Here is a 17,070-nt window from a genome sequence, read left to right on the forward strand (position 1 = left end):
GACACAGGACGCTCAATGGGCCCCGTGAAAAGCTACGCTGCGAAGCAATCTTTAGCGGTAGGGCGCGAGCCCTCCGGTCTTTCAAGGTGGTTTCGCGCTGCAACCGGACGGCTCGCGCCGTTCCGCTAACACCTTCGTTGCCTTCCTGTGACATTCCTCACCGCTTGCCCGATTACCGCAGCTTCTTACTCAGAAACCGCGCCGTCGCGTTGTCGGTCTGTTCGGCGATTTGCTCCGGCGTCCCCTCGGCCATCAGCCGTCCGCCATGGATGCCGCCGCCGGGACCGAGGTCGAGGATCCAGTCACAGCAGGCCAACAGGTCGAAGTCGTGCTCGATCACAACGACCGTGTTGCCCGAATCGACCAACCGTTGGAGCACGCCGACCAGGCGTTTGACGTCGTCGAAGTGCAATCCCGTCGTCGGCTCGTCGAGCACGTACAAGGTGTTGCCGGTCGAGGTGCGTGCCAGTTCGGTTCCCAGTTTGATGCGTTGGGCCTCGCCGCCGCTGAGCGTCGTGCTGCTTTGCCCCAAGTGCATGTAACCGAGTCCGACGGCTTGCAGTGAAGTCAGCAAGCGATGGGCCGCGGGCATGTTTTCAAAAAACGCGGCGGCCTCGTCGACCGTCATCGCCAACACATCAGCCACGTTGGCGCCTTTGAATCGCACTTGCAACGTCTGGCGATTGAAACGTTTTCCGCCGCAGCGTGGACAGGTCACGAACAGGTCGCTGAGAAAATTCATCGAGATCCGTTCGACGCCGTGCCCCTTGCAAAGTTCGCAGCGTCCGGCGGCCGAATTGAAACTGAATCGGCTGGTCGTGAACCCACGTGTCTTGGCCTCCCGCGTCGCCGCGAAGACCTTGCGAATCTCATCCCACACGCCGCTGTAGGTCGCCGGACAAGAGCGTGGGCTGCGCCCGATCGGAGCCTGGTCGATGGGCACCAATTTGTCCAACTCCGCCGCCCCGGTCAGTTTGCCGAACTGGGCCACGCTGCCTGCTGTGGTGGGCAATCGTTTGCCATGGGCCAGTTGATACTCGACCGCGGGCAGCAGCGTGTCGACGACCAACGAACTTTTTCCGCTGCCGGACACGCCACTGATTCCGATCAGACATCCCAGGGGAAATCGCGCCGTGATGTTTTTCAGGTTGTGCGTGTTGACGTCGGTCAGGCTCAGAAAACGATCGGCCGCGCGCCGCGTCTCTGGAACCGGGACCGCGTCGACACCCGACAAGTAGCGGCCGGTCAAACTCCGCTTGTTGGCCTGAATTCGTTTGGGGGTTCCCGATGCAACAATCTTGCCGCCCTGGGCTCCCGCACCGGGACCGACATCGATCACACGATCGGCTGCCCGCATCGTCGCTTCATCGTGTTCGACGACCACGACGGTGTTGCCGTTTTGTTGCAGCCGCCGCAGACAGCGGATCAAGCGATCGTGATCGGCCGGATGCAATCCGATCGAGGGTTCATCCAGGATGTAGCACACGCCGACCAGCCCGCTGCCGATGCTGGTTGCCAACCGCACGCGTTGCAGTTCGCCACCGGAGAGCGTTTCGGCACTGCGGTCGAGCGTCAAATACGAGACACCGACTTCGTCCAAAAACTCCAATCGCTTGGTGACTTCGGATTGAATCGGCTTGGCCACGGCGCGATGAAGTGGCGAGAGCGAGGGACCGAGGGCGCCGATCCAAGTCGCAGCGTCGGTTAGATTCATCGCCGTCAGCTCGGTGATCGAAACGCCATCGATCGTCACGCCCATCGCTTCGCTGCGCAGCCGCCCGCCGTCGCAGGTCGGGCAAATCGTTTTCGAATCCCCCGAATCGACTCGCCCCAACCCGTCGCAGGTCGGACAGGCGCCGTAGGGACTGTTGAAAGAAAACGTCCGCGGTTCGATCTCTTCGACGCTGGCACCACACTCGATACACGCCATCGCGGTGTTGTAGATCGAATCGATCCAGTTTCCGCTTCCGTCTTCAACCGCGGCGGTCACCAGCCCCTTGCCCAAACGCAACGCCAACGAGAGCGAATCGGCCAACCGAGAATCGACGCCATCACGCACCACCAAACGGTCCACGACGGCTTCGATGGTGTGATTCTTGCGCACCGCCAATTCGGGCACGTCGTCCAACAGATACATTTCGCCGTCGACGCGGGCGCGGACCAAACCGGCGACCTGGATCGATTCGAACACGTCCCGATGAGCTCCCTTGCGGCCTCGCACCATCGGCGCCATCAACACCAGCTTGCTGCCCTCGGGACGAGACAACAGCGCATCGCGGATGACGTCGGCAGACTGTCGGGCGATCGCCGCACCACAGCTGCCACAATGCGGTAGCCCCACGCGAGAAAACAACAGACGCAAGTAATCGTAGATCTCGGTGACGGTGGCCACGGTGCTGCGGGCACTCGTCGAGCCGGGCTTTTGATCGATCGCCATCGTCGGCGCCAAACCGTCGATCAGATCCACATCCGGTCGCGGCATCGAATCTAAGAATTGCCGGGCATACGCCGACAGGCTATCGATGTATTGCCGCTGCCCCTCGGCGAACAACGTGTCGAAGGCCAGCGAACTCTTGCCGCTGCCCGAGACACCGGTGATCACCGTGATCGCGTCGCGGGGAATATCGACGTCCACCGATTGCAGATTGTGAACCCGAGCGCCGCGAATTCGGATCGAGTTGGGGATTCGGCGCGGGCTGGCGGAACGGGATTTCGGCACCGGTGTTCAAGCTGCGGGGGGAAAGACTGGGGCAACGCGGCTGGACAGTCTATGCAATCGGGCAAGCGGACAACACGGTGTAGGCCAGAGCCAGCCCCGTAGGTGACGCTGTGCGTCACCTACCGCTACCGCAAACTCAAGCCGCTTTGGCGAGTCGTTTGGCGACGCGTGGGGGCGGCTCACGCCAACGTCGGTGCAGCCACCAGTATTGCTCGACCGCTTCGGAAACGCTGATCGCCAGCTGGCGGTTGTACCACTTGGTCAACGATTCGACCGACTCGCAATCGCCCCGGGGATCATCTTGCGGATCGGCGACGGCGACGCAAGCGGTTTCGAATCTCATCGGCTGGTCGTCGATCCGCCGGGTGGATCCGGCCAGCATGGGCGCGCCGCTGCCGAGCGAAAACAACGCCAGTGCCTTGTGGCAGGACGCCGGAACGCCCAGAAACTTCGTCCAACATCCCTTGGGGCCGGCGTGCTGATCGGCCAGGATCGCCAACGTGCCGCCGTCGGCCAGATGCTGATCGACCTGGATCGCGCAGCCGTCCTTGTCCAACATCCTCTGCCCCTTGGCGCTACGGAATCGGTGAACCCATTCATCCAGAAAGGGGTTGTCCAGACGGCGGGCAATGGTTGTCGATTCACACCCCATCAACCCCGCGGTGTAGCCGCCGATTTCGAAGTTGCCGAAATGTCCGGTCACCATCACGGTGGGACGTTTGGACAGACAGTTCCGCAAGATATCGCGGCTGTTGCGAAAACGAACGTATTGGGACCAGTTGGTCAGGTGCAGCCGCCGTTGAGCCCAGGCGATTTCGCAGACCATCAGCATCAGCGAGTGCCACATCGACACTTCGATCGCCTTCCGCTGACGCTCGCTGGCGTCGGGAAAGACCTGTTTCAGATTCGTCGCCGTCGTGTGTTTTCGGAGCGGCCCGAGACGGCAGATCAGCGTCGCCAACAGGCGACAGAGCGCGTCGCCCAAGTCCAACGGCAGCGTCTGGATCACCGCGACGACCAGCCGAATGACCAGGTAGCTGGCAAAATCGACCGCCCGCTGCCGAGCCGGTTTCCAGCCGGCGGCCAGTTTCCCGCCGACACCGAGCGGCATGAATCGTTTGAGTGGCGTGACCATCGGGATCAGATTGAACCGGGGAAAACTTGCGAAATGCGACGACGCCCGCAGCGGAAGTCCGGCGAGAGTGTCTCAGAAGTGACGCGTCAGACTCCAGAGCGATTTTCTGAACTGCGTTTTGCACTGAGTTCCTGGACTGCGGGGTGAAACACGCCCCAGCGGGACGCGTCGCGGCTTGTTGATTTAGTGAGCCGTCGGCGCTAGCGGCCTGTCGGTTTAGTGTATCCACAAAACGAGGGGAGGTGGCTTAGTAGGCATCGTCACGATGTTTGCTATTCTTGGCGGATCGTCGTCGCGATTCACTTCTCACGCAGGGAGGCTTGCCCAGTGAGCCAGAGACAACCCAAGACCAGCTATTGGCAGGAAGCTCCTACACCACGCGGGCAACTGGTCCTCATTCCCACCGCCCTGGAGGAACTCATCCCTCAGGATCATCCCGTTCGCTTGGTCGACGAGATTCTCGATCAGATGGACTGGACTGATTGGGAGGCGGCCTACAACGGCGGATTCGGTCAGCCGCCGATCCATCCCAGCGTAATGGCAAAGATCCTGCTGTTTGCCATGATTCGGCGAATCCGATCCAGCCGGAACATTGAATACGAACTCAAGCATTCGATCGATTTTATCTGGCTTAGCAGCGGTCGCCGCATCGATCACAGCACGATCAGCGACTTCCGCCGAAACAATAGTGATGCAGTCAAAGGCATCTTCAAACAAATGGTCAAGCTGGCGATCAACCTGGGGATCGCCAATCTCTCGGAACTGTGCATCGACGGCACACGCATCCTGGCTGACGCCAACAAATACAAGACTTGGACGGCCAAACGATTAGCCAAAGCACTCGAAGAACTTGACGCGCAAATTGATGAGGCCCTGGAAACCTTCGAAGTCAACGACGCATGCGACGAAGATCTCATCGGCCAGGACGTTTCGGCGGACCGCCTCCCCGCCGCCGTCGCCAACTTGAAGTCACGCCGCTCACAACTGGCCGCTCATCTGGAGACGGTCAATGCGATGGACGAAGTCCGCAGGAAAAATGGGACGAAGGGCCCCGCCCAGTTACCCAAGACTGACACGGACAGTCGCATTCTTCCCAATAAGGAGGGTGGTTACGCAGCCAACTTTACTCCGATGGCGACGACCGAAACGCAGAGCGGCCTGATCGTTGCGGCGGACGTCTTGATCGGCAACGTCGAACACCACGAATTTGCCACCATCGTCGACTGTGTGGCCAACGACTTTGGAATTGACATTAAGCGAGTCATGGCTGACTCGGCTTACACGACGGGCAAAAACCTCACTGCGGCTGAGGAAAAACAGATCGAACTGATTGGCCCGCTTGCCGAAACCAATCGCGAGAACAACCCTGCCGAGCGTTCGGATTTGACTGAGCCCGTTGCCGCCGATCAGATTGATCAGTTGCCGGTTAATCCACAAACCAAACGATTTGACAAAGCAGCGTTTGTGTACGACGAAGCGAACGACTGCTATTACTGCCCGGCAGGCAAAGTGCTTTCACATCGGACGACCGAGAACACGACGCATGGCGACGGCTCTCCGGTGCAGCGAAAGGTTTACACCTGTTTTGAATGCGAGGGCTGCACGCTGGCTGGGCGTTGTCGCAAGAACGTGAAGCCAAAAGACGAGGCAAGCAGCAGCGAGGCATCGTCCCAGGAGTCCAGCGAAGCGACCTCGTCGGACAAGCGAGCGGGCAAGCGACGTGGTCGCAAGCCTGGCCCGCCACGTGGTCGCGAGACGATGCATGATGAGCATGAAGGAGCGCGACGTCGGCAGCGTGCGCGAATGGAAACGCCTGCAGCCAAAGAGGCTTACTCTCGTCGTCAGCATTTCGGTGAAACGCCTTTCGCCGTGATCAAGAGCACGCTTGATATGCGGCGATTCCTGCTTCGAGGTATCGCAGGTGTGAATCAAGAATGGCGCTGGGCGGCGACCGGATTCAATCTGAAGAAAATCATGAGTTACTTGGCGAAGCTGCGCGCCGCCGCGGCGACACAATCGCTCGGAACAGCAAACTAGGGGAGATAGGGGGCATTTCGAACGAAATCCGCCACAAGCGAACGCCACGATCCCGTCAACACGCTTACCAACGACTCTGGATGCCCCGCATAGCACCATAAAAGCCTCGTCCGGAACCAAAATCGAATCAACCGTCCCCAGGAACTAAATCGACAGGCCGCTAGCCGCGGGCCTAGTGGAGACGACGTTGCCCTTGGAGGCCCGTGGCTAGCGCCCAATGCCACCTACTTTGTGGTCATTCGGGTGGTATATCATCGGGCTGCTGTTTTTTTCTTCGAAGTGACTTCTGGAATTTCGTTGTCTTTTGGCGCCGCGGGTGGGCTATGCGTGGGTAGCTGCGAGGCAATTTTCGATTGGGAAGTTTGCGGCCCGCTGCGCTCACCAAAGCGCCGTGATAAGCCAGCCTCCATTCCTCCAGGGTCGTAAGCTTTTCACGTAGCAGATGATGCTTGAACGTCGTCCAAACTCCCGTGAAGCTGAGCTCGCGAGGGTCAACTCGAATCAATTTCGCTGCTTGTTTGCGTAGCTGAGCGACAAGATTATAAGCGATGATCGATCCCATTAGCTCCTTCATCACCGTGTCGACACTCTTGGCGCGAATGTTTTCTGTGTCCATCGTCACTTTGACATCGCGGATATCGAACTCCACATCGTAGCGACGAACGTACAGGGCAGCGGCCGAGTGAGCGTCCGTCTCAAGGCTCGTCACGATCTCCAGCGTGTCTCCATTTTCAAGTTCAATTTGGTGGAGAAAGACTTCGATAGACGTGTCTTTACTAAGATCGAGATTGGTTCGGCGGTCCTTCGGTGTCGGCCGCCAAATCAAGTGAAACGTCTTGTACCCGTCCCCTTGGTCGACCAACGTAGCCGACTTGCGGTACGACCTGAATCGCTGTTTGGTCAGCCGCAGCACGAAGTCTTGATGATGTAATTGGCAGTGGTGGGCGACATTAAAAATCCCAAAACCGCTATCAGCCAGAACGATCGAGCGTTTCGGGAGTCGTTCAATAATCGGCTTGGCTTGCTCAAGTTCACTTTTGTTGTCCGCTCCGTACATCGGATCGACTTGCGGCAACAACGCGCACCCGGTCTGCATTTCATTTGCGACCAGCAATCTCGCAATAGGCCAAACCGTCTCTCCGTGTTGGTTGGACGCCGGCGGGAACGCTTTCTGAAGTGCTTCGGTCGGAGGAAGCGTGATCGTCGTCCCATCGATAATGAATACACGTCGATCGAGAAAGGCTTTGGGAGCGCGGGAAGCAAGGTGATCGCAGATTCGATGGGAAAACTCTTCCACGACAGCGAGCGGAATCCTTTTTCTGGCGGCGTTGTAGGCCGAATTGTTTTCGGAAAGGCGATTCTCTTGAACCCTTCGATTGTCAGGCAAAATATCCGTATGATTTTTGAGCAAATCTGCGACGGCATCGGTTAGTGAGATGCCTCCTTCGAGCCGTTGTAAAACGAGTAGCCAGAGGGTCGGGGCCTGCGTATAGACCATCCGCGCGTTGGCACAATCGTGATCTTCAAAGACCCGTTGTAGTTTGGGTAATTCAAGAAGCTCAGCCAGCAACGCTTTGGCTTTGCCAAAGCGAGACTCTTCATCGGCACCGAGTGTCGTCGGGTCGACCATGGCGATTCCCAGTCAGAAAGGCAGTAAGTGTAAACTTACCTGCCAGGCGCAAAAATCGTGCCAAAACCGGGTTTTTGGGACCGCGCCACCCGATAGGGTCCAGAATAGGTGGCATTGGGCTAGCGCCATCGGCTCACGATTGTTTCGGTGACGACTAAATCGACAGCCCGGTCAGCGAGCGGCACCCCAGACGCGACGCCTTGGCGAGGGGCGCCGCGTGGCCCCTTGCTCACGCGTGCGGGCTGAAATCGACAGCCCGGTCGGCGACCGATGTGGGTTGATCGCCCCGATAAAACCGGGCGTCGGGACACTATTTTGGCATTCGTCGATTCTCACCGCTGGGGTGGTGGTTGTTGGATCGGTGCTCGAAAGCGAACATGCCGCTTCTGAGCCTTTGGTTTTCGTTTGTCCCCCCAATCCCCAGACCGATGAATTCCCCCGACCCTTCCCGTTCATCTCCCCCCAGCCCCCCAGCCTCCGACGGGGCCGATCCGTCCAGCGGGGCCTGTGCCGTCGTGTTGGCCGCCGGCAAAGGGACGCGCATGAACAGCGATCTACCCAAAGTCCTCTGCCCGGTCGTCGGCCGAGCGATGATCCATTTCGTCATCGACGCCTTGGAAGCCGCCGGCATCCACCGCCAGATCGTCGTGGTGGGCTACGAGGCCGATGCGGTCAAGCGAGAGTTGGCGACGCGGCAGGGGAGCAACATTCAATTCGCACTGCAGTCCGAACAACTCGGGACCGGCCACGCGGTGCAGTGTTGCGGTGACTTTTTGGCCGACCAAACCGGTCCCACGATCGTGGTCGCGGGGGATTCCCCCTTGATCCAATCCGACAGCTTGAAAACGCTGCTGGCGCACTTCAACGAAACACAACCGGCCCTGCTGCTGGGCACGCTGAAAAAAGACGACCCGACCGGTCTCGGCCGCATCGTGCGAAACGAACACGGCGACTTCATCGGCATCGTCGAACACAAGGACGCGACGCCCGAACAGTTGGCGATCAACGAAGTCAACATGAGCACGTACCTGTTTCGCACCCCGGATCTGCTCGATGCACTTGCGATGTTAAAAAACGACAACGCCCAGGGCGAATACTATCTGACCGATTGTGCGCGTTTGTTGCGAGAATCCGGACGCCCGGTCGCGGCGTTGCCGGCGCTGCAACCGTGTGAATCACTGTCGATCAACAATCCCGACGAACTTCGATTGGTCGACCAACAGATGCGGACGATGGGTTATGCGTGAATTAAAAATTTTCAGCGGCAGGGCCAATCCCGATCTGGCGATGAAAATCTGTCGCCACCTGCACCTCGAACCGGCCGCGATCTCGCTGGGCAAGTTTCCCGACGGGGAAAATTATTGCAAATTGGACGAAGACGTCCGTGGTCGCGATGTGTTTCTGGTTCAGCCGACGTGCCCGCCGGTCAACGACAACTTGTTCGAGTTGTTGGTGATGATCGATTGCTGCAAGCGCGCCAGCGCCGAACGGGTCACCGCGGTGATCCCGTACTATGGCTATGCGCGACAAGACCGCAAAGACGAAGGCCGCGTGCCGATCACGGCCAAGATGGTCGCCAACATCATCGCTCGCGCCGGTGCCGATCGCGTGTTGACGATGGATCTGCACGCCGCCCAGATCCAAGGCTTCTTTGACGTCCCGGTCGATCACCTGTATGCCGCACCGGTGCTCAATGAACACTTCAGCAATCGCGGATTGACCGATGACAAGATCGTCGTGGTCAGCCCCGACGAAGGCAGCATCAAACGCGCCGTCGGCCACGGCAAACGCCTCGGCGGAAAACTGGCGATCGTCGACAAACGACGCACCAACGCGTTGGAGGTCCGCCAAAGTACGATCATCGGCGGTCCCGTCGAAGGCAAGATCGCGCTGATGTTTGACGACATGATCAGCACCGCCGGATCGATCTGTGGTGCCGCCAAACTGGTTCACGAAGCCGGGGCCGCGGAAATCCACATCGCCTGCACCCACGGCGTCTTCTGCGGACCGGCCATCGAACGACTCCGCGAAGCCCCCGTCGATTCGATCACCGTCACCGACACGATCCCGATCGCCGCCGACAAGATGTTGCCCAAGATGGTCCAATTGTCCGTCGCACCCCTGTTGGCCGAAGCGATCAAACGGATCCACCACGATCAATCGATCAGCGAACTGTTCCGCGAACGCTAGTGGTGCGTCAAAGTCTAATTTTAGGGTAGACGGATTTGAGTTTAACCCGGGCGTCGTCAATTTTCATCTGCCAGTCAACGCCTCGTTGTCTTGCATTGATGTCCGATGACCATGCTGCAATCTCTCTGGCCAACTCCTCAATACTTCCAATGCGTCGCCCGCCAACACATTGACGGGTGATGCTGCTTAACTCGTTCTCTGCGATATTGAGCCAGCTACCGTGCTTGGGCGTATAGCACCAGTTGATTCGCTTCACCAACGCCCGTGCTCGAGACGGCTCAAACACTTCGTAGAAAGCCCCGCGAGTGTGCGTGTTGAGATTGTCGCAAACCAACGTCACCGTCTCGCAATCGGCGTAACGTCCCTCAAGCAGCTCAGCCATTAGCAAGGCCCAGTCCGCTTTGGTCTTGGTCTCTCTGGCGTAGGCTTCTCGCCATCCTGCCAGCGGCTCGGTGTACATGAAAATGTTCGCTACTCCGGCACGTTCGTATTCATAGTCCACCCGGCGGGGATGTTCGGTGGTCGCTTCGATCGGAACGTTGACGTCCTTGATCAGTTGGACCGGTTGTTCATCCATGCAGATCACCGGATGACTCGAATCGTACGGTTTTTCGTAAGTTTCTAGCACATCTTCCATGCTCGCGGCGAACTCCGCATCGCACTGTGGCGGGATCACCCAGTACTCGATGTTGCGATTATTCATGCGATTTTCTTTAGCGTCTGGCGAACGGTTTCATGCGAGACCGAATCGCAGATCCCCAGTTCGACGACTTTCTCGGCGAGCAATCTCAGCGACCAGTTGGCATAGCCTGCTGGCGGTTTGCCTAGACGAGTGGCGATGATTTTCGCCTCTTCTTGACCGCTGAGGCATTTAGGTCTGGCAGGCTCCGCACGTTTCTTTCCCTGCAGTGTTTGCTCAAAGCCAAACTCGACAAACCGCTGTCGTATATTTTCGACCGTCTTGGTGCGGCAACGATAAGCTTCAGCAATCGCCGCATCGGTCCATGCCAAATCGTCTGCATCCGCAGCAAGCAAGATTTGGGCACGACGCACCTTCTGGCTAGAACCGCTAAACTTCTTGACGATTGCATCGAGCGTCCGACGCTCCTGATCGTTCAACCGAACGATGTACTTTTTCTGCATTGGAAAACCCTCCGTGTTCCCCAAAGCATGAAGCTTTTACGCGATTAGACCAACCCTAATTCTTGAAGCTGACGCACCACTAGGGCGGCAGCGGGGCAGGAACGTCACTGCCGGCGAAGAGGATGGGGTCAAAAAATGGGGTGGTCAAAAAATCATCCCACCGAAGTCCAGCTCAAGGCTCAGTGTTTCTCAAGGCTCAGTGTTTCTCAAGGCTCAGTGTTATTGAGCGACCACGAACGACATGATCACGACCACGGCGTGGGATTTCGTGTCGTTCGCGTTTTTCGTGGTTGAAACAACCACGATCCATCGACCGGATCTCGATCGCACGGGGCGGCGACGAGCGGTGCATTCGGCACATCCGGAATTTCTTGAACCGTATTCGCACCGCTCACCACGGGTCGGGCGGAAACCCGCCGATGGCGGCGAACGGGCAAAGCACATTTCAGGATCACTTCTGCACGCCCCACGACGGTCCTCTCGGTTCTCCCATGGCCCAGAATTCGCCAGCCACTGAACACGTTCTCCAGCCGCATCGACGCATTCTGGAGTTGGATTCACTGCGGGCGCTCGCAGCGATCAACCTGCTGCTGTTCCATTTCACGCACGTCTACAGCGTCAAATTCGGATACACCTCGCCACTGGGTTTCGAATGGCCTTACGGCGCGTACGGCGTCGAGATGTTTTTCATCCTGTCGGGGTTCGTCAACAGCATGTCGCTGATGCGACGCGGAAAACCCGTCGACTTCGTCGCTGCGCGGTTGATCCGCATCCTGCCGATCTTCTTGATGGTGATCGTTGCCAATTTATGGATCATGAGCTTCGCGCCGCTCAATGAGATCGGCATCACGACGGCACAATTCGCCGCCAATTTGACGTTGTTGCCACGCATCTTTGGACACGAGTGCGTCGACCCGGTGATGTGGACGTTGCAAGTCGAGATGATGTTCTACTTCACGCTGGTCGCGTTGTATCGATCCGGCGGCCTGCGGCGCTACTTTGTCGGCTGGGGATCGTTACTGGTCCTGTCGTATTTTGTTTGCCCGGCGCTCGATGCGGTGGAATCGACGGCGGCCGGTGCGTGGTGGTTCTCGCTGGCAACGGCGGCCCGGCGTTTGATGCTGTTGGATTTCGTGCCGTTGTTCTCAATGGGATTCCTGCTGTACATGGTGAAAACCAAAACGGGGCGGTTGTGGCAAAACCTGCTGGGCATCCTGGTCGCCGCCTTCGTCTTTCACAGCATTGATCACGGCAAGCACAACCCGGCGGCGACGGCGTTGATCCTGGGACTGGTGACCGCCTGTGCGTACGGCAAGATGCCCGTGCTGCGGTTCCGTCCGCTGCTGTTCGTCAGCACGATCTCCTACGCGCTCTACCTGTGCCACAACAACCTGGGGTGCGTGTTGATTCACCGACTGGACCACAGCGGCTATCCGCCAGTCGTGTGCTTCGGTTTGGCCGTTGTGTTCGCGTTCTGTCTGGCGACGCTGGTGACCACGCGGATCGAAGGCCCGATCACGAACTGGCTGCGAACACGCTGGGAACGCTATCGCAGCGGAGAACAGACCTCCGCGGCGGTGGCGACGGAGTAGCCGCGGAGACTCGTTTAAACCGTTACTGCTCGCTCAGTGCGGCGGCGAGCTGTTCGTAAGTGCGACCGGAATCGATCTTGTTGCCGCGGTTGTCCAGTGCGATCTGGTACAAGTGTTGGCCACAGGTGGTCGGGTACTTTCCGGTGACACAGGCTCGACACAAATGGTCGGCTGGCAATTCGATGGCGCGTGCGAGCGCTTCGACCGGCAGATACCTGAGCGAGTCGGCGCCCAAGTCATCGGCGAGCCGTTGCTGGGCTTCATCGGTCAATTCGCCTTCGGTGCCGAAATACTTGGGCCCGATTAACTGATCGATCGTGCTCATGTCGATACCGTAAAAACACGGCGCGACGATGGGCGGACAAGCCACGCGAACGTGAATTTCTTTGGCGCCGCCGACTTCGCGAATCCGATCCAACAACACGTTCATGGTGGTGCTGCGGACGATCGAATCTTCCACCAGGATGATGCGTTTGCCTTCCATCACCTCGCGCAGCGGAGTGTACTTCGTCGCCGCTTTGACTTTCCGCGCCCGGCCGCCTTCGATGAATGTTCGACCGGCGTACCGATTTCGGATCAGCCCTTCGCGGCAGGGGATGGACAGTTCGTAGGCCATCGCGTCGGCGGCGGCTTTGCTGGTGTCCGGGACGGGGACGATGATCGTGTCGGGATCGTCCAACGGGACACGGCCGAGTTCGCGTTCACCGCGGGCGAGTTCTTCCCCCAGTCGCGTTCGGCTCAAGTAAACGCTGCGGTCATCCAGCGTGCTGGCGACGTTGGCGAAGTAAATCCATTCAAAGAAACAATGCGCGGGCTTGTCGACCGGCGCGAATTGTTCCATCCGAAACCCCGACTCGGGGCTGACGATGATCGCGTGTCCCGGCGGCAGCGATTTAATTTGATCGGTTTCAAACCCCAAGTTCAGCAGCGCGACACTTTCGCTGGCAGCGGCAAACAGGGGGCCCTCTTGGACATAACACATCGGTTTGATGCCCAGCGGATCGCGGGCCACGATCATCTCGCCTTCGGCGGTCAACAACGCCAACGAGTACGCACCGTCAAAATCGGCGGCGACCTGTCGCAGCACATCGATCCATTCGATCCGCTCGGTCGAATGGCTGAGCACCCGGCCGATTTCGTGCAGAATGATTTCGGTGTCGGTATCGAGTGTCAGGTGATGGTCGCCGTCGGCCAACAAGCGTTCTTTCAAAACGCCATAATTTGCCAGTTGGCCGTTGAAACAAAAACTGAACCATTTCCGTTTGTGGATGTGATCCCGCTGAAACGGCTGGGCGTAGCTGCGGTCGTCCTGGCCACAGGTGGCGTAGCGGACGTGACCGATCGCCGCACGTCCGGCCAGACCCCGCATCAAGGACTCGCATTTCGCGCGGTGGTTGAGCCGAAACACCTCGGTGACGGTGCCGACGTCTTTCCGTGTGTGCAGCAATTTGGCTCGATCGGGATCATACGTGGACATCCCGGCGGCCAATTGGCCGCGGTTCTGGATATCCAGCAACATCCGCGGCAGCAATCGAGAGATCTGACGCGGCCCCTCGTCGGTGCACATCGGGCTGCGCCCGCGGCCGGAAAGATGGTAAATCGCCGCGACACCGCATTCGTGGTGCAACTCGCTCATGCCGGGGTTTGCTCGTCAAACGTTGAGAGGGGAGATCATGGGATCGCAGCGAGCATGTGACTCGTCGCAGATGTCTACGTGCCTATTGTCCAAATGCAGACCGATTTGTCGAACCGCCCAGTCGCGGGGAGGATTCGATTTTCGAAAATTTGACGCGGTTTGGCCAATCACCCGCCTTTTGCCGGATAGGCGATGTTCGGATCGGAAGTTATCGTGTTCGGGGTTCTGTCGCTTAGACAGTTTACTTGAGAACGTCCGCCGGACCTGTTTTTTCGCGTTCCGCCCAAACTTCCTCGCCGTTTGTTGCCTTTGTGACTGATTCGGATTCCAGCCAGCTGCGTCACGCCGCGATCGAGGGAGCACGCTGCGTGGTTGTCAAAGTCGGCACACGGGTGTTGACCGATCCCCAAGGCAAATTGGATCGTCGCCGCATCGAATCGCTGGCCAATGGCCTGTGCCAGATCGCCGACACCGGCCGCCAGACGGTCATGGTCAGCAGCGGGGCGGTCGGCGCCGGCATGGGAAAACTGAATCTGGATCGACGCCCGACCGATTTGGCAAAGTTGCAAGCCGTCGCCGCGGTCGGACAAGCCGATCTGATCCAAGCCTATGAGAAAGCATTGGCGGGGTGTGGCCGGCACGCCGCGCAAGTCCTGCTGACACGCAACGATCTGCGCCGCCGCGACGGATACCTGCACGTTCGAAACGCGTTGGCGAGTATTCATGAATTGGGCGCCGTGGCGATCGTCAATGAAAACGATTCCGTCGCCGTCGCAGAATTGATGACAACATTCGGCGACAATGACCGCCTGGCCGCGCAAGTCGCCGGGCTGCTGGACCAAGCCTTGCTGATCATCCTGTCGGACGTCGATGGACTCTACGACGGCCCGCCAGACGCCCCCGGCAGCCGACGCATCGATTTGGTCCAATCGCTCGACGACAAAATCTTGGGCCTGGCCCAAGATCACCGCAGCACCCTCAGCAAGGGCGGCATGGCCAGCAAGCTGTCGGCGGCCAAGCTGGCCACCGCACACGGACACGCCGTCATCATCGGTCCCGGCCGCGTCGACGGAGTGCTGGAACAGATCCTCCGCGGCGATTCTATCGGTACGCTGTTTCTGCCCGGCCAACGGAACCTCCGCGGGCGACGCCGTTGGATCAGTGGTTCGGCCGAAATCGAAGGCCAATTGATCGTGGATGCCGGGGCCGCACGGGCGCTACGCGAAAACGGCCGCAGCCTGCTGGCGATCGGAATCCAAGAGGTGCGTGGCAAATTCAACGCCGGTGCCGTGGTCACGATCAAGGACCAGGAGGGCAACGAAATCGCCCGCGGTCTGTGCAATTATCCCTCCAAAGAAGTTGATCGGATCAAGGGAAAAATCAGCGACATGATCACCGGAATCCTCGGCCACCGCCCGTACGATTCGGTCGTCCATCGCGACAACATGACGCTGCGAATCTGACCTGGTAACACTCCCCGGCAATCTCCGCTTGGTCAGACAGACCCGTCCGCCCGCGGCGAATGAACTCGCCGCGCACTCTCTGTCGCCAGGTGCCGCCATGCCCGTTTGGACCCGAAACACGCTGCTCTACCCGTTTTTGATCGCCCTGGGCATGATCGCCCTGCCAACCACCCCGCTGCACGCCGATTCCGCCGGCTACCAGCAAACGCTCAAAAGCACCGCGTGGGTGATCACCAGCAACGCCGAAAATGAAACCTCCGCCGGAACCGGCGTCTACGTCGATGCCGAGAAAAAGCTGCTGTTGACCAACGCCCACGTGATCGGCGAAAGCCGCAAGGCCGTCGTGTTTTTCCCGACCCAATCGGGCGGCAAGCTGGCCGTTCGCCGAAAATTTTACCTCGACAACATCCTCAAACTGGGCATCCAAGGCGATGTCGTCGCGGTCGACCGCAAACGCGACTTGGCCCTGATCCAATTGCCCCGCGTGCCGGCCGGGATCGAAGCGATCGCGATGGCCGATGACAGCACGACACCGGGCGCCAAAGTCGCCCTGGTCGGCAACCCCGGCGACAGCGAAATCCTGTGGATCTACACCGCCGGGACCGTTCGGTCGGTGTACCAAAAGAAATTCAAATCCAGCCACGGCGAACATGACTTCATGGCGTTGGAAATACAGAGCCCGATCAAGCCGGGTGACAGCGGTGGTCCGATCGTCGACGAAGCCGGCAAGCTGGTCGGATTGGCCCAGTCGTTCTCCCCGCAAAGCCCCTTGGTCAGCTTCTGTGTCGACATCACCGAAATCCGCCAAATGCTGGCCAGCCCTTGGAAAAGCGCCCCGCTGCCGGCCAAGGTGCTGCTCGACGAAGCCGGAATCGAATACACCCGACATTCCAGCGGCCACTACCAAATCGACCGCACCGTCGGATCAAAAACCCAAGCCGTCTTCGTCGCCAAGAACACCGAATACCACGGCCGGGCCGACATTCGCCGCATCTGGTCGACCGTCCAGACGACCGACCAGGCTCCCAGCGAAACGCTGCTGATGCGACTGATGCGTCAGAACACGGCGACCAAACTCGGCGCCTGGGCCATCGAAAAAACCGACTCCGGCTACGTCGTGTTCTACGTCGCCAAACTGGACGCGACCGCCAGCGACGAAGCCATCGAAAGCACCATCGACTACGTCGCCCGCCTGGCCGCCGCCATGGAGCAAGACCTGAAACCGAAACCCGACCAAAAAACCGCCCAAGCCACGCTGCAAGCCTGGTTGGCGGAGTAGGGGGAGGTTTCAAGTTTCAAGTTTCAGGTTTCCTGACTCTAACGTTTTCTATGTACCGGAATTTGCCGGATAGGCGAAGTCTTTCAGGCCCGGAGGGCCGGCAGAGTGAATGCCGGTGGCGTGAGCCACCGGAGATGATTCCAAGGAGTCTCTGAGGCCCAGCGGGCCGACACAATTCCCCAGCTTTTAGCAATACCCGCAGCTCATGAGACCGATTATGCCGGCCTTTCAGGCCTCCGTGATCGA

12 protein-coding genes are annotated in these 17,070 nt (G+C 59.1%); 6 read left to right on the top strand and 6 right to left on the bottom strand.

Annotated features, from left to right (window positions below; all coding sequences use genetic code 11):
• Positions 1-172: 172 nt before the first annotated feature.
• Together uvrA and TBK1r_RS13990 are read right to left on the bottom strand one after the other, a co-directional pair.
• Complete coding sequence (uvrA, locus tag TBK1r_RS13985) at positions 173-2,719, bottom strand: excinuclease ABC subunit UvrA (protein ID WP_419581332.1); 2,547 nt, start codon at positions 2,717-2,719, stop codon at positions 173-175.
• 136 nt (positions 2,720-2,855) lie between these two features.
• The gene (locus tag TBK1r_RS13990) at positions 2,856-3,854 is read right to left on the bottom strand and encodes a lysophospholipid acyltransferase family protein (protein ID WP_145211574.1); all 999 of its coding nucleotides are present in this window, start codon (positions 3,852-3,854) and stop codon (positions 2,856-2,858) included.
• Between the two features lie 327 nt (positions 3,855-4,181).
• Between TBK1r_RS13990 and TBK1r_RS13995 the strand changes: the two genes are divergently transcribed.
• Complete coding sequence (locus TBK1r_RS13995; protein WP_419580133.1) at positions 4,182-5,891, top strand: IS1182 family transposase; 1,710 nt, start codon at positions 4,182-4,184, stop codon at positions 5,889-5,891.
• A gap of 235 nt (positions 5,892-6,126) precedes the next feature.
• Here TBK1r_RS13995 and TBK1r_RS14000 read toward each other — a convergent pair whose 3' ends face one another.
• The gene (locus TBK1r_RS14000) at positions 6,127-7,521 is read right to left on the bottom strand and encodes an IS4 family transposase (protein WP_145207138.1); all 1,395 of its coding nucleotides are present in this window, start codon (positions 7,519-7,521) and stop codon (positions 6,127-6,129) included.
• Positions 7,522-7,949: 428 nt separating this feature from the next.
• On the opposite strand from TBK1r_RS14000, the gene TBK1r_RS14005 reads away from it, so the two are divergent.
• Together TBK1r_RS14005 and TBK1r_RS14010 are read left to right on the top strand one after the other, a co-directional pair.
• Complete coding sequence (locus tag TBK1r_RS14005; RefSeq protein ID WP_145211578.1) at positions 7,950-8,768, top strand: sugar phosphate nucleotidyltransferase; 819 nt, start codon at positions 7,950-7,952, stop codon at positions 8,766-8,768.
• On the top strand, positions 8,761-9,711 hold the full coding sequence (locus TBK1r_RS14010; RefSeq protein ID WP_095742452.1) for a ribose-phosphate diphosphokinase: 951 nt from the start codon (positions 8,761-8,763) through the stop codon (positions 9,709-9,711). Before TBK1r_RS14005 ends, TBK1r_RS14010 begins: the two co-directional genes overlap by 8 nt.
• A 7-nt stretch (positions 9,712-9,718) precedes the next feature.
• Here the strand turns inward: TBK1r_RS14010 and TBK1r_RS14015 are convergent, their stop codons facing one another.
• Complete coding sequence (locus TBK1r_RS14015; RefSeq protein ID WP_145209010.1) at positions 9,719-10,414, bottom strand: IS630 family transposase; 696 nt, start codon at positions 10,412-10,414, stop codon at positions 9,719-9,721.
• A complete protein-coding gene (locus TBK1r_RS14020) occupies positions 10,411-10,854 on the bottom strand; it encodes a helix-turn-helix domain-containing protein (RefSeq protein ID WP_145209012.1) in 444 nt (147 codons plus the stop codon). The genes TBK1r_RS14015 and TBK1r_RS14020 overlap by 4 nt, the downstream gene beginning before the upstream one ends.
• A 491-nt stretch (positions 10,855-11,345) precedes the next feature.
• Between TBK1r_RS14020 and TBK1r_RS14025 the strand changes: the two genes are divergently transcribed.
• Complete coding sequence (locus TBK1r_RS14025) at positions 11,346-12,446, top strand: acyltransferase family protein (RefSeq protein ID WP_419581333.1); 1,101 nt, start codon at positions 11,346-11,348, stop codon at positions 12,444-12,446.
• A gap of 22 nt (positions 12,447-12,468) precedes the next feature.
• Here TBK1r_RS14025 and TBK1r_RS14030 read toward each other — a convergent pair whose 3' ends face one another.
• Complete coding sequence (locus tag TBK1r_RS14030) at positions 12,469-14,082, bottom strand: amidophosphoribosyltransferase (protein WP_145211581.1); 1,614 nt, start codon at positions 14,080-14,082, stop codon at positions 12,469-12,471.
• 311 nt (positions 14,083-14,393) lie between these two features.
• Here TBK1r_RS14030 and proB point away from each other — a divergent pair, with 311 nt between their 5' ends.
• Positions 14,394-15,545, top strand: a complete 1,152-nt coding sequence (proB, locus tag TBK1r_RS14035; protein ID WP_419581334.1) for a glutamate 5-kinase — start codon at positions 14,394-14,396, stop codon at positions 15,543-15,545.
• Positions 15,546-15,642: 97 nt separating this feature from the next.
• A complete protein-coding gene (locus TBK1r_RS14040; protein WP_145211586.1) occupies positions 15,643-16,824 on the top strand; it encodes a S1 family peptidase in 1,182 nt (393 codons plus the stop codon).
• Positions 16,825-17,070: the final 246 nt, after the last annotated feature.

The sequence above is a fragment of the Stieleria magnilauensis genome (assembly GCA_007753675.1).
Lineage (GTDB): Bacteria > Planctomycetota > Planctomycetia > Pirellulales > Pirellulaceae > Stieleria > Stieleria magnilauensis.